Source organism: Pandoraea pulmonicola, from assembly GCF_000815105.2.
Lineage (GTDB): Bacteria > Pseudomonadota > Gammaproteobacteria > Burkholderiales > Burkholderiaceae > Pandoraea > Pandoraea pulmonicola.
Map to the genome: position 1 here is coordinate 3863427 of NZ_CP010310.2, position 18645 is coordinate 3882071.

13 protein-coding genes, 2 tRNA genes and 1 pseudogene are annotated in these 18645 nt (G+C 62.6%); 6 read left to right on the forward strand and 10 right to left on the reverse strand.

What is annotated here, in order from left to right:
* Positions 1–17: 17 nt before the first annotated feature.
* On the reverse strand, positions 18–3224 hold the full coding sequence (locus tag RO07_RS16445) for an RCC1 domain-containing protein (RefSeq protein ID WP_147284628.1): 3207 nt from the start codon (positions 3222–3224) through the stop codon (positions 18–20).
* 647 nt (positions 3225–3871) lie between these two features.
* Between RO07_RS16445 and RO07_RS16455 the strand changes: the two genes are divergently transcribed.
* Positions 3872–3946: transfer RNA gene (locus RO07_RS16455), tRNA-Arg, on the forward strand.
* Positions 3947–4004: 58 nt separating this feature from the next.
* On the opposite strand, the gene RO07_RS16460 is transcribed toward RO07_RS16455, so the two are convergent.
* Positions 4005–4196 carry a hypothetical protein gene (locus RO07_RS16460; RefSeq protein WP_039412464.1) on the reverse strand — a complete coding sequence of 64 codons (192 nt, stop codon included), beginning with the start codon at positions 4194–4196 and terminating at the stop codon, positions 4005–4007.
* 16 nt (positions 4197–4212) lie between these two features.
* Positions 4213–4374 carry a hypothetical protein gene (locus RO07_RS26080; protein ID WP_157118215.1) on the reverse strand — a complete coding sequence of 54 codons (162 nt, stop codon included), beginning with the start codon at positions 4372–4374 and terminating at the stop codon, positions 4213–4215.
* A gap of 468 nt (positions 4375–4842) precedes the next feature.
* Between RO07_RS26080 and RO07_RS26085 the strand changes: the two genes are divergently transcribed.
* The 5 genes and pseudogenes from RO07_RS26085 (at position 4843) to RO07_RS16480 (ending at position 10818) form a co-directional block, all read left to right on the forward strand.
* Positions 4843–6003, forward strand: coding sequence for a hypothetical protein (locus RO07_RS26085; RefSeq protein ID WP_147284627.1), 1161 nt, complete (start codon positions 4843–4845; stop codon positions 6001–6003).
* Positions 6004–6041: 38 nt separating this feature from the next.
* Positions 6042–6113: transfer RNA gene (locus tag RO07_RS26090), tRNA-OTHER, on the forward strand.
* An 825-nt stretch (positions 6114–6938) separates the two neighbouring features.
* The gene (locus RO07_RS16470) at positions 6939–7802 is read left to right on the forward strand and encodes a CsgG/HfaB family protein (RefSeq protein WP_039412473.1); all 864 of its coding nucleotides are present in this window, start codon (positions 6939–6941) and stop codon (positions 7800–7802) included.
* Positions 7803–8319: 517 nt separating this feature from the next.
* A pseudogene (locus RO07_RS16475) lies at positions 8320–9583 on the forward strand (IS110 family RNA-guided transposase).
* A 236-nt stretch (positions 9584–9819) separates the two neighbouring features.
* Complete coding sequence (locus RO07_RS16480) at positions 9820–10818, forward strand: hypothetical protein (protein ID WP_039412474.1); 999 nt, start codon at positions 9820–9822, stop codon at positions 10816–10818.
* Positions 10819–10893: 75 nt separating this feature from the next.
* Here the strand turns inward: RO07_RS16480 and RO07_RS16485 are convergent, their stop codons facing one another.
* The 7 genes from RO07_RS16485 to RO07_RS16515 all read right to left on the reverse strand — a co-directional run bounded on the left by RO07_RS16485 (position 10894) and on the right by RO07_RS16515 (position 18606).
* Positions 10894–11367: a WbuC family cupin fold metalloprotein gene (locus RO07_RS16485; RefSeq protein ID WP_039412476.1), complete on the reverse strand. Its 474-nt coding sequence runs from the start codon at positions 11365–11367 to the stop codon at positions 10894–10896.
* A 177-nt stretch (positions 11368–11544) separates the two neighbouring features.
* Entirely contained in the window at positions 11545–11757 is a 213-nt protein-coding gene (gene rpsU / locus RO07_RS16490) for a 30S ribosomal protein S21 (RefSeq protein ID WP_010806331.1), read from the reverse strand.
* Positions 11758–12274: 517 nt separating this feature from the next.
* Positions 12275–13450 (reverse strand): porin, encoded by a 1176-nt coding sequence (locus RO07_RS16495; protein WP_039412484.1) that lies wholly within the window; start codon positions 13448–13450, stop codon positions 12275–12277.
* 485 nt (positions 13451–13935) lie between these two features.
* Positions 13936–14568: a hypothetical protein gene (locus RO07_RS26100; protein ID WP_147284626.1), complete on the reverse strand. Its 633-nt coding sequence runs from the start codon at positions 14566–14568 to the stop codon at positions 13936–13938.
* 77 nt (positions 14569–14645) lie between these two features.
* Positions 14646–15737: a mechanosensitive ion channel family protein gene (locus RO07_RS16505; RefSeq protein WP_237171273.1), complete on the reverse strand. Its 1092-nt coding sequence runs from the start codon at positions 15735–15737 to the stop codon at positions 14646–14648.
* Positions 15738–15994: 257 nt separating this feature from the next.
* The gene (locus tag RO07_RS16510; protein ID WP_039412490.1) at positions 15995–17374 is read right to left on the reverse strand and encodes an MFS transporter; all 1380 of its coding nucleotides are present in this window, start codon (positions 17372–17374) and stop codon (positions 15995–15997) included.
* A 98-nt stretch (positions 17375–17472) separates the two neighbouring features.
* The gene (locus RO07_RS16515; protein WP_039415823.1) at positions 17473–18606 is read right to left on the reverse strand and encodes an FAD-dependent monooxygenase; all 1134 of its coding nucleotides are present in this window, start codon (positions 18604–18606) and stop codon (positions 17473–17475) included.
* Positions 18607–18645 lie beyond the last annotated feature (39 nt).

An 18645-nucleotide genomic window follows, 5' to 3' on the forward strand; every position in this document is an offset into this window, starting at 1 on the left:
CCATTGGCATGCAGGCGCTATGCCCTGATACGTAACGCAGCACGCGCCCGACCGCGGGCTGCAGCGGTCGCCTCATAAGTGAGGCCGCTATCGAGAAACGGCTTTACCGAGGTGCTGTCGCCGCCACCTGCCGCAGCTCCCCAGGTGACCGCCCCGCCCCCGGCGAGAACCGCGACAAACGCATTGCGATTCCCATAGACTGCGCGCACGTTCTGAAGCTGACTTTTCACCGAAGACGAGTCGCCACCGAAATAGTAGTCGCCCCAAGTCACGACGGTGCCATCGCGGCGCAGCGCGGCAAATGCGGCGTCCGTGCTGGCAATCTGCACGGTATCAGGGCTAAACGCGATGTCTGGGGGGACCGCGCCCCCCGAACGGGGATTCCCCCATGAAACCACTTCCCCGTTGGTGCGGCGCGCTGCAAAAGCGCCTACGGTGGCCGTGACCTCCTCGATATCGGTCAACGCGGCGATATCGGGAGGCAATACCCCGCCAAACCAAACGCTATCGTCCCCCCAGACAAGTACCTGCTTTCCTTCGGTCAGCACGGCGTAAACATAGGCCGACGCCGCGGCCAACTCCACAATGTCCCGGCGGGCCGCAATGGCGGCCGGAACCGTGCCGCCCCCGTTGCCGGCCCCCCAGGCAATCACCGTTTTATCGGCACGCAACGCGCAGAAGGCCATGGCGCTACCGCGCACATCGATGACATCAGTGACTCCGGAGGCAATGGACTCCGGCACTTTCCCGCCACCTGAGGCATCGCCCCAAGCCGCGACCTCCCCTGTTTTTCGTAGCACGGCAAACGCCGTGCCTGCAGGGAAAATCTGCGCCGCATCCGTCAAAGCAAGGATGTCGGCCGGCGGCTGACCTCCAAAGCGCGCGTCCCCCCAGCCAGCGATTTGACCGTTGGCGCGCAATACCGCGAAGGCTGTGGCGCTCCCGGCGATACGCGTCGCGTCGGTCACGTTCAGAGCGATCTCGTTGGGCAACGTCCCGCCAGTACCTGCGTTGCCCCACGCCGCGAGCCGCCCGTTGCTGCGGCGCACCGCGAAGGCTGCCTCCGTGCTGACCATCTCGACCACGTCGTTGTAGGTCAGGATGGTCGACGGCACATCGGCCCCGTAGCCAGTGGTTCCCCAACCGATCACCCCTCCATTATTGAGGAGCGCCGCCATCGCCGCCAAGTTGCTGGCGCTGGTATTGCTACCTGTTCCGGCAATATTGACGGGCTGGATCGTAACCGTATCGTCCTGGCTCCTGACGTTAAGAGGGACCCACGGGCGCGTGTCCTTGAACGACGTTCCGAGTTTCCAGTTGTACTCATCGTCATAGCGCCATTGCGCATTCAATGGCTGCGAGGTGATCTTATCGAAGGCGCTCAGGTGATGCGACAAAAACTGCTGGCGCATTCCATTTGGACCATTTCGTGCCCCCATGACCAGTAATTGGCCTTGCCCGGGTTGCGCGATCACGTCGTAAAGCGAGGGAGGCGATTGCTCCGCAGTCGGGTTGCCTGCCCGAATCACCGTGTACTCGAGCGTCACGGTCTGCCCCACGTCCGCCTGCACCGTGGCTTGTTGCACGCTCAGCGTCACGTCGCCGCCCTGCTCCGCATCGCTGACCGTATGGTTTGCCGTCACCGAGCCCGGGCCTGGGGCGCCTTGCCACAGCAGGGTGATCTGATCGCCCGTCTGAAACCCGCCCGAACGATCGAGCCGCACGGTCGCGCCATCTGGGCAATCGGCGGGATCGAGTGTGCTGCCCCTGGCCTGGTCGATGGTCGCCGCAGGCAGGCCGCCCTGTTGAACGGTCAAGGTCAGCGGCAGGCTCGACGCATAACGCTTACCGGCTCGCCACAGGCTGTACGACACCGTGACCTGCGCATCGAGGCTTGCCATGACGTTGGTATAGGGAACGTCGAATTCGATGGACTGGCCCGTCTCGTTCGCGAGCAGGACATGCTCGCCGTTCCAGTTGCCTGGCGTCTTCTGAGACGCCCACGTCAGCCGGATCGTGTCGCCCTGGCGCGCGTACTCGGCCGCAGGCACGAATACCGGGCAGCCAATCTGGGGCGACAGCGTACGAGGATCGAGCACGCCATTGGCCGCCTCTGGCACGCTGGGCGGAGCGACCTGCACCGCCTGCTGAGAGACTTGCAAGGTCAACACATCCGACTGCAGCCAAGTGACGTTGTCGGTCTGCAATACCGAGTATTGGAACGTGACGCTCTTATTGAGAAACGGGGTGATGTTCGCGTACGGGATATGAACCGGATAGGGCTCCGTCTGGGAGTTGTTCGAGAGATTGAACGGAATCTCGATACCGTTGGGCGGGCCGCCCCCCCAAACGGCTTTGCCCTTCACGCCATTACTGAGCCCCTCGTTGGGCCCGAGCAAGCCGGTGCATCCGTCGGGCACGAGGTCGGGGTTCAGGATATCGCCGATGGCCTCCGCGACGACCGGCGCCGGCAGCTTGCTCTCATCGGGCGCGTTGCCGATGCGCAGGGCATAGAGCGCCGAGGGCGAGACGGTGCCATTGCGATCGACTTCGTAGCGCACATGCACGGTCTTGTTCAAATAGAGCCCGACGTATTCGGCATCCACCTGAAAGGTGACCGAGCGCACGGCGCGCATGGTCATGCCATCCTCGTAGTAGCCGGCTTCGCCGACGACGCCCCAGTACATATAAACCCTGTCGCCCGCGGCCATGTCCTTGTAGATCGGTATCCTCACGAACACGGCGCTGGTCGCCAGGCTGCCGTCCAGATGCCCGTCGACGGCTTCGTCGACGCTGGGCGCGGCCAGCAGCGGAGGGTTGCCGATGTGCAGAGGCAGCGGAGCGGAAGACATCTCGGGGCCGCCGTCGCCGGGTTCGACGAGATAGGCGGCGGTCACATCGTTGTCGAGCGCCCTGACGATATTGGCCTTGGGCACGGTGAATGGAATGTCGGCACCGACCTTTTTGCGAGAGACGTCGAAGTCTCCGGCGTATTCCCCCGGACCGCCGATGTCGAACTGGAAGATGACGTGGTCGCCTTCTCCCATGTTGGAGTAGGCTTTGACGACAAAACCGACGCCAAGATCACCCAGCTCATTGGGATCGAGCAAGCCCGCGGCGGCATCGGGACAAACCGGTGCGGGCAACGCGTCGGCCAATGTACGTGAGGCCGACAGGTCGCTGGCCTTAAACCCCGCTGCGGGAGAGCTGTTTTTCTGCGTCATGCTGCCTCCTCAAACCGTTGAAGGAATGTGTCAGTTCATGAGCGACAGTCAGCAAACGAGAGCTTTGCCGTTAAGCCTGGAACGCCTCGCTTAAATCGCTGACAAAACTACGTCGTAGGGAGAAGCCGCCGCGGGGTATGGCATGGCACGAAGGAAATGGAGCAATGCGGTCGCCGGCTTGCTCACATGAAGATAAGGAACACAAACAGTATTCTTAATGTTTCGGTATACATACTAGTAATACCAATAGTTGGTTATGTCTGTCGTGTAAGGGGCCATCGCTAGCGTTGGCGGAGTAAAGTCCGCGATAGCGGTACGGCTGAAGTGCTCTGATCGGCCCCCAGGGGATATCTTCCGTAGACTTCGCGCCCAAATGGCAGCCACCGCCTTGGTGCGAAACGTTTTTGCTATACTCTTGCCCTCGCGCCGAACTTGGGCGCGCCGCCAGCGTTCGCCAACCTGCAGTACGGATGCCACACGTGTCCCCGTGCCGTAGCAAAATTGTCGTAATGGCAGCGTGAGGCAGCAGGTTGCGAGGTGATCCGGAGCGATACGTTAGGGGTATCGCAATCGACCGGAAATCCCCGTAGAATAAGGCGATGCCGCTCATTTCAACGAGCATCGCAGCAATGGACAGAATCCATTCCCTCCCTGTAGTTCAATGGATAGAACGAGTGCCTCCTAAGCGCTAGATACAGGTTCGATTCCTGTCGGGGGGACCAGCCACATAAGTCTTTCAGCGTTCGTTGTGACACGTTTGTGTCAAATTCGGAAACCAATCTACGCTTTGGGCGCCGGCGCAGCCTCCATCGTCGCGGCGTCGGACAACACCAGAAACGACCTCACCTCGTCCATCGATCGAGCGCGGAACCAATCGTCGTAATCATCCTGCCGGATGATGAACACCGACCGCTTCTCGCTCCCCGGTTTGTGGAAACTCCAGGCGCCGGCGAAGCTGCGCTTCTCGCCCACCGTCTCCGCAGCGCGTTCATAGTGTCAACACCTTCACGCCCGGCGGGATCTTCTCGCGTGGCACCGTCGCGAAGGCGGGCTCGAGACGTTCCTTTCCCAGCGCGTTTGCCAATACCAGAATTTTCTTGGCAAAAAACGCGCGGATCGAATTGATATACCGGGATGAAGTGTGGCGCATTGGAGCCTCTGCGGACAATGCGCTTGAATTGGGCGGCCTCCCTCTGCCGTTAAGGGTGGCAGTCCTCTGGAGAAAAAAGCGGTTTCGTGAAAAATAATGCGGTCAATGCTGTCGTAGCTTTAACCGCAAGAGAGGCGGCGGCAGCATCCGTTTCAAGCGCCGCTTGGCTATTGGATTGTAGTCACGCTTTCCATTGGATCGTACTCGCAGAACTCGAAGCGAGAAACAATCGATTTCGTCGACTTCATCCATGTTTGCGTCCGCAAAGTCCTTGCGGACGCAATCCTGCCAATCCAATGATTACGACGCCAGGGCGTCCCTGTCTGACCGCTTATGAGCGTTTTCTGAAAGCCGTATGTTCAACCACAGGACATTATTGCGTCGCCGGATTGAGGTAATCGACCGGCATACGCGGACTCTCACTAATCACTCAACACGAGAAGCGATTCGTTATCGCCACCTGAACGTATGGATATTCCTATTCGTGGAAACTTATTCTCTCGATCAATCAGCGAAATTGACGTTCATGCAAGCGTAACCGCCCAGCGCGAAAAAGATGTGGTCAGTTTATGGGGGAAAATCGCCGACTGGTTTCTTGGTACAAAGAGAGAGGCTGCCAAGGTCGCTCTTTTTCGCCTCGCCCACGCGGACACGCTGGCACAGCAACTGTCCTCGTTTTCTGAACTTAGACAGTATGTCGCGCCTGCACGGCAGGACTCGCTGACTTGGCAGATATCCGACAACGACCCTCCCGTTTTCCGAATAGGGGATTTTGATATCCCGTGCCACGCTGCTACGGAAAACACCATGGCGAACCTCCCCCCCTTCGATTTCGAGGACAGATCCCGCCTGCTTTGTTCGATGCGCTACGATGGCCAGAACGTGGTCTCCGAGTATCACCATTTCGCAGAGGGAACCTTATCGTTGCCAGAATCGGACAGAAACGCCGATGCGGTGCTTGCAGCCCAGGAGAGGTTTCTGAACCTGACGCCCTGCCTGATCCGCGCCCTGAAGCTCATTGGCCTGGACCAAAACGATGTCCGAGGCGATTTCGCTCGCGACATTAGTCGGACAGTTGAGCACACAGTCTTCCAAATGGCGGGAGACAAGGACACCGCTGCACGGGCGGCTCGGAATGCGGAGAACCTGTCGATCTTTGCCAGCAATGTCATGCGCAAGGCCAATGCGCCGGACACACCGATCTCCCATAGTGAAGCCGCCCAGCCGGGTGGCCTTGTGCTGGCGCTGATCGACAACCCGCTCGACGCCATGCGCGCCATTCGTCTGAATGCGCTGAATTCGAATAAACACGTGTCGACCTGCGGCGCCGCGCTTGAGCTGCTCGCCGATCGTCTCAAAGCCGGCCAGCTGCGCGAGGCGAACCTCGCCTATACGGCGTTCGCCGAACAGTATCCGCGCTATGCAGGCTACGTGGCGAACAGAGTGCCCGCCTTGGTGCTTCACCACAACTGGATAGGCTATCTCGACAATCTTGGCGGTCCGCGCTTGACGAACTGGCAAACGCGGAACCCCACGTGGGAGGACGACGGGGTGCAAGCGCTTTTCGTTGGCAAGCTCGATACGTGGGCAGCGAGAGCGCTGAATTCCATTCGCGCGACCGCAGTGTGATTGCCGACGTCGAGCGTTTAAACTCGCCGCGGCCTTCCCGGGCGTGGCGGCATGCGCCATGCATGCATCGAGTGCAGGTGTCGGAGGTTCAAATCCTCTCGCACCGACCAGATCAGCCAAGTAATCCGTGATGTCCTGCTCTGCGTGGCAGTGATCGAAGTACAACGGTTCACCGATCCATTCGCTTTTGTGACTGCGGAAAAAGCGCTCGACCACGGCGTATCCCAGCAGTTGCCGCGTCAGGGCGCGCCTCAGCCGCCCAAAGAACAGATGATCCCCCGCGACCGGTACCGTGCGCACCGGGCAATTCATTGATAGCAAGCTCTACGATGGCAACGAGGCCGGTCCCGATGGCACGATCATCGCCATCCATGAATGCGGCGGGATAGGGGAACGTTGCAGGCTATGGCAGCTATGGCGGTTCGCGGGTCGAGCCAAACCCCACATACAGGCTCGGGGCGGGACACGCACCCGGCGAGACTTACACGTCGTTCACGTGCCACGATCCGACTTAATGTGGCGTTGCGAGACGGCGCGCTGACCGGCACGTGCACGCGGGGACCCGCCTATTGACGCCTCTCCAACTGGGCCCCCGAACCCGGACGCTCGAGCCCCGCGTCCCTTTCCAGAGTATGTCGAATCGGATTGTGGTTAACACCTAGTCCTTACTTAATACCCCTGCAACTGCTCCCTCATCCATTCGTAATCCCCATAATTTTTGATAGGGGCCCCGTGGTTTGCCGCCGTGCTAGCATGCGGCGCGGAATGTTCTTACGGAGCATTTCAGCATAGGAGTCCTACGGTACCTCGCTTTTCACTCCTGCTTTTTTGGGCTCCTGGCATATGGCGGCGTCACCGACCCGGCCGAGCCCGCGGAACACGCGGGCAAAGCAGCGCCGCCCACTTCCAGAACAACATTCTAAAGAACTAGGAAAATGGCACACCATCTCGTAAAAATCACGGGCCTGCTCCTTGCAGCCGGCATCATGGCGGGTTGCTCGTCCATGAATATGGGAAGCAGCAGCGCCAAGACCGCCGCCACCGGATCCGCCGGTGGCGCCAACTCCGAAAACGCAAACTCGACGCTGGAAAAGTGCGATCGCCCCCTCGGTACGATCGCCGTGATCGAAGACACGTCCGCCCCGTGGTACGGCGTGCTGACAGGCCAGTACAAGCTCGGCTCGACGGTGCCCGTGCTCAAGCTGCTCGTGCAGCAATCGAACTGCTTCGTGGTTGTTGACCGCGGCCGCGGCATGAACACGATCATGGGCGAGCGCGCGTTGAACGACTCGGGCGAACTGCGCGGCAAGTCGAATTTCGGCAAAGGCAAGATGGTGGCCGCCGACTACGCGATCAGCCCGTCGATCACGTTCACGAACAACAACGCCGGCGGCGCCGGCGCGAGCATCGCCGGCCTCCTGCCGGGCGGCATCGGTTCGGCCATCGGCGCCCTCGCCGGCAGCATGAACTCGAAGGAAGCCAGCACGCTGTTGACAGTGATCGACAACCGCTCGAGCGTACAGATCGCCGCCGCAGAAGGCAGCGCCAGCGCCATGGACTTCGGCGCCCTCGGCCGTATCGTCGGCAGCTCGGCCGGTGGCTCGCTTGGCGGTTATTCGAACACGGCGGAAGGCAAGGTGATCGTGGCCGCCTTCACCGACTCGTACAACAACGTCGTGCGCGCCGTGAAGAACTACAAGCAACAAACGGTGGCCGGCGGTCTGGGCACCGGTGGACAACTCGCGGTTCAGGACGACGACGCACCCGCACCGAAGAAGACCGTCCGCAAGAAGAAGTAATCCGCTTCGCCGACGTGCGGAAACTGATGGGCTGAGACGGGCCGGCATTGCGCCGGCCCGTTTTCTTTGTGGCCCCCTCGCCTCAGGGACGGCCGCGTTTTCGCTTCTACGCCACACCTCCCGCGCAGTGGAAGCCCATCTGCAGCCCGGTGAGGCATACGTCCGCGTGATGAAGGGCGACTCTTGCCTTGGCGTTGAATCATCCATCCTGGCAGCGGGGGTACTTCTCACCTCCCCAATGCTGCACGCGCCCCGGCGGACCGGGGCCCCATTCCGCCGCTCAAACATAGACCCAACTCGCTGCAGAACGGGGCCCCGGTCCGCCTCCCCACCTCTCTGCCCCCCCGTTACTATGTTCGCACCTCGATAATTGAGGTTTTGGCCAGCCAGGCCCGGCATGATTAAGTCCCCCAGTCGCAGTCATGATCCGGGGGGTGTTGTCACCGGGGCTGGTGGGTGGCTGGTGATCGCTAATAGGGGTTTGGCTCGGGATTTTCCGATGCCGTCCGTAACGTGGATGCCGAGACTTGCCACCATGGTTTTTGCAGGCCAATTCGTCATTTGAGCAAACTGCAATGCAAAACTTTCCTCTTCATGACGCCGTCGATGTCTTCATCGGCGTCGACGTCGGCAAAGGCCACCACCATGCCGTGGCCCTCGATCGCAACGGCCGTCGCCTCTACAACAAGGCCCTGCCTAACGATGAGACACAGCTGCGAGCCCTCATCAATGAGCTCAAGGTGCACGGCCGACTTCTGTTCGTCGTCGATCAGCCCGCCACCATTGGCGCGCTGCCGCTCGCCGTCGCCCAAGACGCCGGTGCACTCGTCGCCTACTTACCCGGCCTGGCCATGCGCCGCATCGCTGACCTGCACGCCGGCGAAGCCAAGACCGATGCACGTGACGCCGCCGTCATCGCCGAAGCCGCGCGCTCCATGCCGCATACGCTGCGCTCGCTGCGGCTGGCCGATGAGCCGCTCGCCGAGCTGACCATGCTGTGCGGCTTCGACGATGATCTGGCCGCCCAAGTCAATCAAACCAGCAACCGCATTCGCGGCTTACTCACGCAGATTCATCCCGCGCTCGAGCGCGTGCTCGGGCCTCGCCTGGATCACCCCGCCGTGCTTGATCTGCTTGAGCGCTACCCCTCGCCTGCAGCACTGACGGCCGCGGGCCAAAAAACGCTGGCGAATCGCCTGATCAAGCTCGCACCACGCATTGGCAAGAGCCTGGCCGCTGACATCGCGCAGGCGCTTACCGAACAAACCGTAGTCGTGCCTGGTACTCATGCCGCCACGCTGGTCATGCCGCGTCTGGCCCAGCAACTAGCAGCCCTACGCAAGCAACGCGACGAGATTGCCGCCGAAGTCGAGCGCCTGGTGCAAAGCAACCCTCTTTGGCCGGTCCTGAGTAGCATGCCCGGAGTCGGGCTCAGGACCGCAGCACGACTCCTGACCGAGGTGGCGCACAAGGCCTTTGCCTCGGCCGCCCATCTGGCCGCGTATGCGGGTCTCGCGCCGGTCACCCGGCGCTCTGGTTCCTCGATTCGAGGCGAACACCCCTCCCGGCGTGGCAACAAGGTACTCAAACGCGCCTTGTTTCTCTCAGCCTTTGCCGCCCTGCGAGACCCGATCTCACGCGCCTACTACAGCCGAAAGATCCAGCAGGGCAAGCGCCACAACCAGGCACTTATCGCGCTGGCTCGCCGGCGCTGCGACGTGCTCTTTGCCATGCTGCGCGACGGCACTTTTTATCAACCGAAAACCGCCCCTAGTGCTTGACTAATTACATAGGGGCACCCTCCTTCTGTCACCGCTCCGGGTGGATTTTCTTGCATGCGCAAAATATTTTGTCGCCCGGCAAACGTCTCCGCCCTTCCGGCAAAGGTCACACGCTACAGCACCTCTTCCGCTCCCCTATCATTCGCCCAAGCCCTGCACCACCGCACGCAGGCGCCCGGTCGCCCTGCCCGTCACCCGGCTCGGCAACGCCCCCTCCCCCCGACGCCAGGATTCGTATGACGAAGCCTTCGCAGCGCGCCGTCCCACCCCCAACGCTCGCACCCAATAACACGCCCTCGGCAAACACCATCGCCCACGCCTGGGCACAGGTCGGCGCCGCCCTCAGCCCCTACCCGGACTGCCCACTCCCCACCTGGACCGGCGGCGGCGAAACGCTCCACCAACACCTCCTCGTCATCGGCGCAGACGACGACGCCGAAACCATCGATCAACTACGCCACATCGAGGCCGCAGTTTCCCGCTTTGGGAAGGTTGGCTTCGTCGGAGCCCCCGCCGTCCGGCGACTCGTGGAATGGTCGCTCGGCGAACGCGTTGTCGTCCTCTCCCGCATGCCGCGCGACGTCTCGGACTGGGACGTGCGCTGCCCCATCGGCTCACTCGCGCGCGGGCTCGGGCACCACGCCGCAGCGATGCACGCCAGCGAACCGCATCTGCACGTGGCCACAACGGCCGCCCGCCACTGGCGCGACCGACTCGCCGCCTCGGCACAACACGGTCTATGCGTCGGCTTTGCTGGTCCGCAAACCCCCGATGGGCGCGGCCGCACGGCTCACGCAACGGGCAATTCGCGCTTTGCCACGCTGGCGCCGCTACTGCGCGTACCGGGCGTTTCATGGATTCCGCTGGGCGACGCGACGAATGCGTTTACCGCCAATACCGTGCCACCCGAGCCGGTCGACTGGATCGACTGGCGCTCGGACTGCGACGACCTCGCAGACGAAGCCGCGCTTATCGACAATCTGGATCTGGTGATTGCTCTGAACGCGACCCACGCGCATCTTGCTGCAGGTTTGGGGGTGCCGGTCTGGCAAGTGAATGCAGGGGCTCGTCCGGATCGTGACACGCAAGGGCATGGCGCCCCGTCGAGGATGGATGGCCACCGGTACCTAAGGACGTTCGACCCGCCGCCAGGAAACGACTGGCAGGCCTCGCTGGACGCAACGGCGGACGCGTTGCTGGCACTGGCGAGAGAATTTCAGGGCTGGGCGCGGTAACGCGAGTTCAGTGCGTTCTCAAATCCGGGAGTTGGCCGGTTCGCACCTCAGCCGCAATGTCACAAATGCACAGGGTCAGGCCGCCCAACGATCGCCGACCTGCGCCGTCTTGACCCATTCCATGAACGCCACGGCTTCGGGCGTATCGGCGGGCGCCGACCAGCTCGCATAGTCCGCTTCGACGAACGGGCGATACGGACCGTGCTTGACCTCGAAAATCACCGCACCCGGGTCCAGCGATAGCACCGTATGGTGGACGTTGACGGGCGACTCGATCACCAGCGTATCCTCGCCGAGCACCCGGCGATCGGTAACGACGCCCGCTTCGTCGAAGGTCAGCACGATAAACCGCCCCCGCAGCGCGGTGAGCAGTTCCCAGGTGTGGCGATGCAGGTGCGGACGGATGTACGTCGCCGGCTCCATCGCAATGGCCAGCCGCTGAATGGAGTCGTCCAACGATTCGTGCAGATTCTGGTTCATGCGCAGACGCGGCGACTGCTCCGCCTGCTGGGTCAGTGCATCGAGGGCGACGGTGGTCAACGTTTTCATAATGGAATCGTGGGGAGTCGTAGGTAAGGCGTTCGCAGCATCGGCCAGCGAAGCTCGCCGCCGCGAAGGCGATGAGTGTATCAAATCGGCTCGCCACGCCGATCCATAAAAAAACCCGCCTCGCGGCGGGTCTTTTCACTTCGCATGGGGCTGCGCCGCAGGGGCGCAACGGCATGCTTAGTACATCTTCTTCTTCAGCGTCTGGCTGCGCAGACGCTTACGCAGACGGGCCACGGCAGCAGCCTTCTTGCGCTTGCGCTCAGCCGTCGGCTTTTCGTAAGCAGCGCGTGCCTTGACTTCCTTGATCAGGCCCGTGCCATCGATGGCGCGGCGGAAGCGGCGCAGTGCGACTTCTACGGGTTCACCGTCTTTGATAACGATCTTGGTCATGCAATATCTCGTATAGTGTTTCGGCTCTCGAAAGCCGGAAATTTGATTTACCGCGCAACGACACCCTTCACCGCCCTGCCGGAGTCATCTCCTGCCAGGCGCGACGAACGGACGTGCTACGGACTGCACTACACCACATCCGGCGGGACCGCGACTCACCTCCTCTGCGATCTCCCGATTGGCTTTCGACGCCCGGCTCGCTATCCGCGAACCCCGCATCGCGCCTTCCAGACTGGCTGAACGGTTGATTGATGGCGAAGCAGATCCCCATCGTTCGTCAGTGAGGACCCCTTCCCGCAATGCCCAAATTTGGACAAGCTGCGAATTATACACGTAAAGCGCGTGAATTGCACACGTCCGGACCGCCAAGACGGCAAAACGGGCCCCGCCAGCAAATGACGAGGCCCGTTCCGATCGCGAAACGGGACCGCCGGACACCGGCAGCCCCCCGATTCCCGCCACACTCGGCCACCCGGCGGCCGGATGTCAGCCGGAGATTGGCCACACAGGCCCCGGATCAGAACTTGTGGCGCAGGCCGGCAACAACGGCGATCTGCGACTGGCCGCCATTGCCCGTCGGCCCGCCAACGTTGTCGATCGCCGCCACGACGGCATCGCCCGTCGCACGCTGGTAGACACCCGTCAGATACGACTCGGTACGCTTGCTGAATGCGTACACGCCACCCGCGTTGATCTGGAACCAGCGCGGCTTCGTGCCGTTGCTGATGCCGCTCAGGCCGGTCGCGCCGCCTACGCTGCCATCGCTGTAGATGAAAGCCAGGCCGCCCAGCAGGTTCGGCGTGATCTGATACTTGCCGTTGAGTTCGAACGTGTTCACGCGAATCGACGACTGGTTGGTGTAGCGCACCTTGGCGTAGCTGTACACGAAACCGACGGTCGCCGCCTGGATCTGGTACGACACACCCGCCGCGGCGATATCGTGCTTGTCGACAGCGCTCGTGTAGAAGATGTCGGTCGCGCTGGAGTAATCGTTCGTCACGGCGCCGCTGCCATTGGCCGTGCCCGGGCCGGCCAGGTGCATGTAAGCGATGGCCGCCGTCAGCGGACCATTGGCGTACGAGGCGCCCAGGCTGAACGCGTTGTTGTGCGAGAAGCCCGTGCCATTGCCGGTGTTGGCTTCGTTGCTGAAGCCGTACAGCGCGCCGAACGAAAAACCACTGTAGTTGGCGCTTGTGTACTTGATCGAGTTGTTGACGCGGAACGAGTTGTACAGGTTGTCGATGTCGCCAACGTGCGCGCCGTACTGCGTGGCCCATTGCTTGGCCGACGTAAGCGGGCTCACGAAGTCGACCACGGAATCGTACTGACGCCCAATGGTGACGGTACCGGCCTGCGCGCTTTGCAGGCCCACGTAGGCCTGACGACCGAACATGCGGCTGTTCTGCAACGCGTTGCCGTTGGTCAGGCTGAAGCCGTTTTCCAGCAGGAAGACCGCCTTCAGGCCGCCGCCGAGATCCTCGGAGCCCTTCAGCCCCCAGCGGTTGCCCTGGCCGATGCCGCTCACGGCCTGGATGTTGTGGGCGCCCTTGCCGTTCAGGCCCGACGCGACATTGTTCACATAGCCGATACCGGCATCGATGACCCCGTACAGCGTGACGTTGCTCTGGGCCATTGCCGGTGCGGCAACGGCAAAGCCGGCCGCAGCCAGCGCCGTGAGTTGGAAGCGCTTCATCGTTATCCTCTTTGATAGTGATCTTGTACTTATTCGGCCTGCCTCGGCGGACACCCCCTGTCGATGCCGGTCGCCCACGCCCCGCAGGACCCGATTTGCTGCGACCGCATATGCAATGGAGTGCTTACCAAATGACAAACGGTGCTTTCTTTCGAGGAGAAAGCACCGCTGTGTGCTGGGCAAGCGGATGCATTCTGACACGCTCGCGACACATTTCGCACGCAAGTGGTGCGTTTGCAACACATGAAATTGGCGCTATATGCTGCCCGCATCGTAGTTGTTTCGGGCAACGTAATAACAGTCATCACATACGCCATGTCCCGGTCGCCAAACGCGGTCACCGGGCAAGACGGGCGCACGGGGGGAGGGTCAACGACGCGATGGACTGTGCAATGAAAAACGGCGCGTCGCCGTCAGGCGCGCGCCGTTATGACTGAATCGAGCGACTGCGGAGAAAGCGCGCCGCTCGGGAATGCAGGGAAGCGTTATGCCGGGCGACGTGCCGGCGTGCCGACGGGTGCGGGCTTCAGGACCTTGCGAGTCTTGGCAGCGCCACTCGCCACTGAGGACTTCGCGGCACGTACCGACTTGGGCGCCACGCCGTTGGCTGCACCCACGGACGCCGGCGCACCGCTTCCGACACGCGGCCCCCGCACCTTTTCACCCGCAGCGGCTTTCGCCGTCTTGCCGGGCTTGATTGCCTTGACCGCCTTGGCGTCTTTTTCCGCCTTGGCAGGTTTCGCGGCCTTGGGAGCCTTGGCGTCTTTTGCGGTCTTGCCCGGTTTCGAAGCCGGCCCGGCAGGCGCTTTCGACGCCGCCTTGGCCGCCGCCAGTTCGAGGTCGATGGTGTGCTTGAGGCCCGCAATCACGGGGGCCGCGAGATCGTCCGCAAAGTGATCGAACCAGCGTTTGGCCTGAAGAAGTTTCTTACCGCCGAGGCGCCGCTTGTGGTCCTCGTCGCTCGCCAGCACCTTGGCCGAGAGTCGCGCCCGGCCCTTCGACAAGCGTTCGAGAACGGTGATGATGGTGAACCCGCGATGCAACGTCTTCTGCTCGGCAGACATGCTGACCTCCTGAACTTGTCGCCTCACGGCGAACCCCGGCTGGATCGATGCCACGGCGTCAACGACGTGGATGTCAGCGATCCTACCACGGTCATGTGACAAGCCAGCAGCCATGCGCCCTGACGGGGTGCTCAACGCGCCGGCACCGCATCCGCCGGGGGCTCGGGCGCCTGCGCGAAATACTGCACGCTCGCCGGAATCGCAAAGCGAATGTCCTCCTTCAGGAATTCGCGCATGAGCGCCAGATTGATGTCCTGCTGAAGATCCATGTACAGGTTGTAGTCCGGACTCAGCACGAAGTACACGACTTCGAAGTCGAGCGAGCTGGTGCCGAACTGCTTGAAATGCGCCCGGTCGAAGCGCGTCTTGCCCGCCCCTTCCACCGAACGTTTCACCATCCCGGGGACACGCGCGAGTTTGTCGGGCACCGTGTGGTACGACAGGCTGAAGGTGAACACGATGCGCCGCTCGGACATGCGCTTGTAGTTGTGCAGCGTGTTCTTGAGCAACCCGGTATTGCCGCAGATGATCTCCTCGCCGCTCAGGCTGCGGATGCGCGTTGTCTTCAGACCGATGCGCTCGATCGTCCCCGCCACGTCGCCGAAGACGATGAAGTCGCCGACTTCGAATGGCTTGTCCAACCCGATGGCCAGCGACGCGAACAGATCGCTCAACACGTTCTGCACCGCCAGCGCCACGGCCACGCCGCCGATGCCGAGACTCGCCACGAAGGCCGTGATGTCGACGCCGAAGTTCGCCAGCATCGCCAGCACCAGCACCGCCCACGCCAGTACCCGCAGCGTCCATGCGGTCATGGTGACGATGACCGGATTGTCGGGCTCCGCCGCACGATGCCGCATCCGCCGCGTCTGCCAGACGTTCACCGCGCGATTGACCCACAACGCGAGCTGCAGGCAAAAGAGCACGGTCCAGCCGTGAACGATGGCGGCGTCCCAACGATTGCCGAGATCGAGAGACTTCAGACCGATGAGCACCGCCGCGAACAGCAGCACGAAGTGCCGCGTCGCACCGAGCACTTCCGCAAACATGTTCGCGCCGGGCGACTTCAGACGCCGCGAGAGTGCCCCGAAACGCCCCAACGCGAGACGCAAGATGCCCGACATGACGGCGTAGCTCGCCACCACGGCGATCGCCGCAAAAACCCAGTCGGCCGCGGAGACGGCCTCGAAGGTTCTAAGCGAGGTCAGCGTACTGAGCTTCAAACGACATCCTCCCGCGGCAAAACCCGAATTCCCGCAAAAGGCGTGCCGGACGGTCGCGTGGCCGTCCAACTTCCCGGTTGTCCGTGCTCGCCGAGTGCGCTAAATCCCGATAACAATCACCGATTTACTGGGAATACTGGCGATCGTCCGCTCAACGAGGTGTGGTTACGGCCGGCGACGCCCACCCGGAAGAATTTTCAATCGGATGGCAAAAACGACAGTCCACGCCCACACAGGCGAGCCGCCACCGAGACCACTCAAACCTCCGAGAGTGCCGCGCCGGTCTGCGAACTCACCGCCGGAACGTCGGCGCCGCGCCCATGCTTTGCTCCGGCGAGCAGAATGCCCAGTGCCGCCAGCGCGGCCGGAATCGCCAGAATCGTGAAAAGCCCCGCGTTGCTCCATCCCGCCGCCAGCAGGAATGCACCGCCGAACGACCCGGCCACCGCCCCGACCCGGCCGATGCCCAGCGCCCATGCCACGCCCGTCGCGCGATTGGACGTCGGGTAATACGCCGATGCAATCACGTTGGCGCAAACCTGCGATCCGCTCACGCAAAAGCCCGTCACGAAGATCCCGAAGGCGAGCCACGCCGCACCCTCGGCCACCGCCAGCAACGCCACGCACACCGCCCCCAGCAGATAGGCTGCCGCAACCACCTTGTACGGATGGAACCGGTCGATGAGCATGCCAAGCACGATCGCACCCAACACGCCGCCGCCCTGCAGCAAGCCGGCGAACATCGACGCCTGCTTGAGCGTCAGGCCGCTGCGTTCGGCGAGAATCGGCAACCAGTTGATGAGCAGGTACAGAAGCAACAGACTCATGAAGAACGCGAGCCACAACAACAGCGTCCCGCGACGGTAGTCGCGATGAAACAGTTGCACGACCGGCGACGCCGGCAAACGGTCGTCGGCCGCGGTATAGGCCTGCCCTGCGATCACACGACCGGCCGCCACTCGCGCCAGAATCTTCGCGATCCGCGCTTGCGTGCCGCCCCGGATTGCGAGGAAACGCACCGACTCCGGCAGCGTGAACCACAGCACCGGCACGAGCGCGAGTGGAAGCAATCCACCGATGGCGAGCACGCCGCGCCAGCCATAGCCCGCCACCAGATAGGCCGTGACCACCCCGCCGAGCGCGGAGCCGAGCGAGAAGCCGCAGAACATCAGCGTGAGCAGCGTGCCGCGACGCCGCTCGGGACTGAATTCCGAAGTCAGCGTGATCGCATTGGGCATGGCGCCGCCCAACCCAAGTCCGGTCAGAAAGCGCAATCCGATCAGCCACGCCACGTTGGGCGCCAGCGCCGCCCCGACGCTCGCCGCGCCGAACCAGGCCACCGACAGGATCAGCACCCGGCGGCGTCCGATGCGATCGGCCATCGGTCCGCTGCAGAACGCCCCGATCATCAGCCCCAGCAATCCGGCGCTGAACAATGGCCCGAGCGCGACCATCGACAACTGCCACTCGGCGCGGATATGCGGCGCAATGAAGCCGATGATCGCGATGTCGAAGCCATCGAGCGCCACGATCAGGAAACACATCACGCTGATCATGATCTGAAAGCGCGATACGGGGGCCGCGTTGATGAAGTCCCTCACGTCGACTGACGCTTGCCGGGTGTCGTGCTTTTCCATGAGTGTCTCCTGTCCGGATATGGCGCTTTGGATGCGTTTTGAATGCGCCTTGTGATGGATATGTGGATGGTTCGGGCTGCGTTACCTATCGTTGCCCGTCATATCGATGCGGTCGCGGCCTCCACCTGCGCGATGAAGGCGGGATCGCGCTGCCGAAGATCCTCGTGACTTACGCGCCCGGTGCGCAGCATGTAGTCGTAGGCGAAGCTCACCGGATCGAGATGCATGCGTGTGTCGACGGATTCGTACCAGTCCAGGCTGCGTCGGGCCGCGTCCTGGAACTTGTCCGACGCGCCACGGCGGCTTTGCTCGAACGCCGCAAAGGCGGCAGGCACGTCGTTGCGATGCGCGCACAGTGCGTCGACGAGCGCGATGGCGTCCTGCATGGCCATGCGCGTGCCCGAGCCGAGCGAGAAGTGCACACTGCGCAGCGCGTCGCCGAGCAGCACCACATTGCCGTGCGACCAGCGCGCGTTGCTCACCACGCGCGCCTGGAACCAGTTGGAGCGATTCGTCAGCAGCGAATGGCCACCCAGTTCGTCGGCAAAGATCCGCTCGCAAAACACCCGGCTCTCGTCCTCGGTCGCCGTATCCAGGCCGCAGCACCGCCACGTCCGCGGATCGACTTCCACGAGAAAGGTCGAGCGATCGGGGCTGTATTGATACGCATGCGCCATGAACACGCCGTGCGGCGTCTGCCGGAAGATGAGCGACACGGGGTGGAACAACTGCGAAGTGCCGTACCACGCAAACTTGTTTCGGCGCTCGTCGAAGGTCGGCGAAAAGTGCCCTGCCATGCGCGTGCGCACTTCGCTGTTCACGCCGTCGGCGGCGATCACCACGTCGGCGTCGGGCAATTGCGCCGGGTCCGTGATGTGGCTCTCATAGCGCACGTCCACGCCGGCCTGAGCGCAAGCCTCCTGCAGCACGCGCAGCATGTCGATGCGCGAGGTCCGCGAGAAATGATTGTTGCTCAGGCGCACCGGCACGCCCTGGTGGACGATCTCCATGTAGTCGCAGCGCGTGTGGTGTGCCGTGAACTTGCGGAAGAAGGCCTCGTCGGCCTCTTTCAGGAAAGCCAGTGCGATGTCGGAAAAGACGACGCCCCAGCCATAGGTGGCGTGCGCCGCATTGCGCTCGTGGACGACGATCTCGTCCTCCGGATGGCGCTGCTTCATCAGCAGCGAGAAGTACAGGCCTGCAGGCCCGCCACCGATGACGGCGATTCTCATGATGGGCTCCTTGTTGTGGGGATGACGGCCGACGGCGCG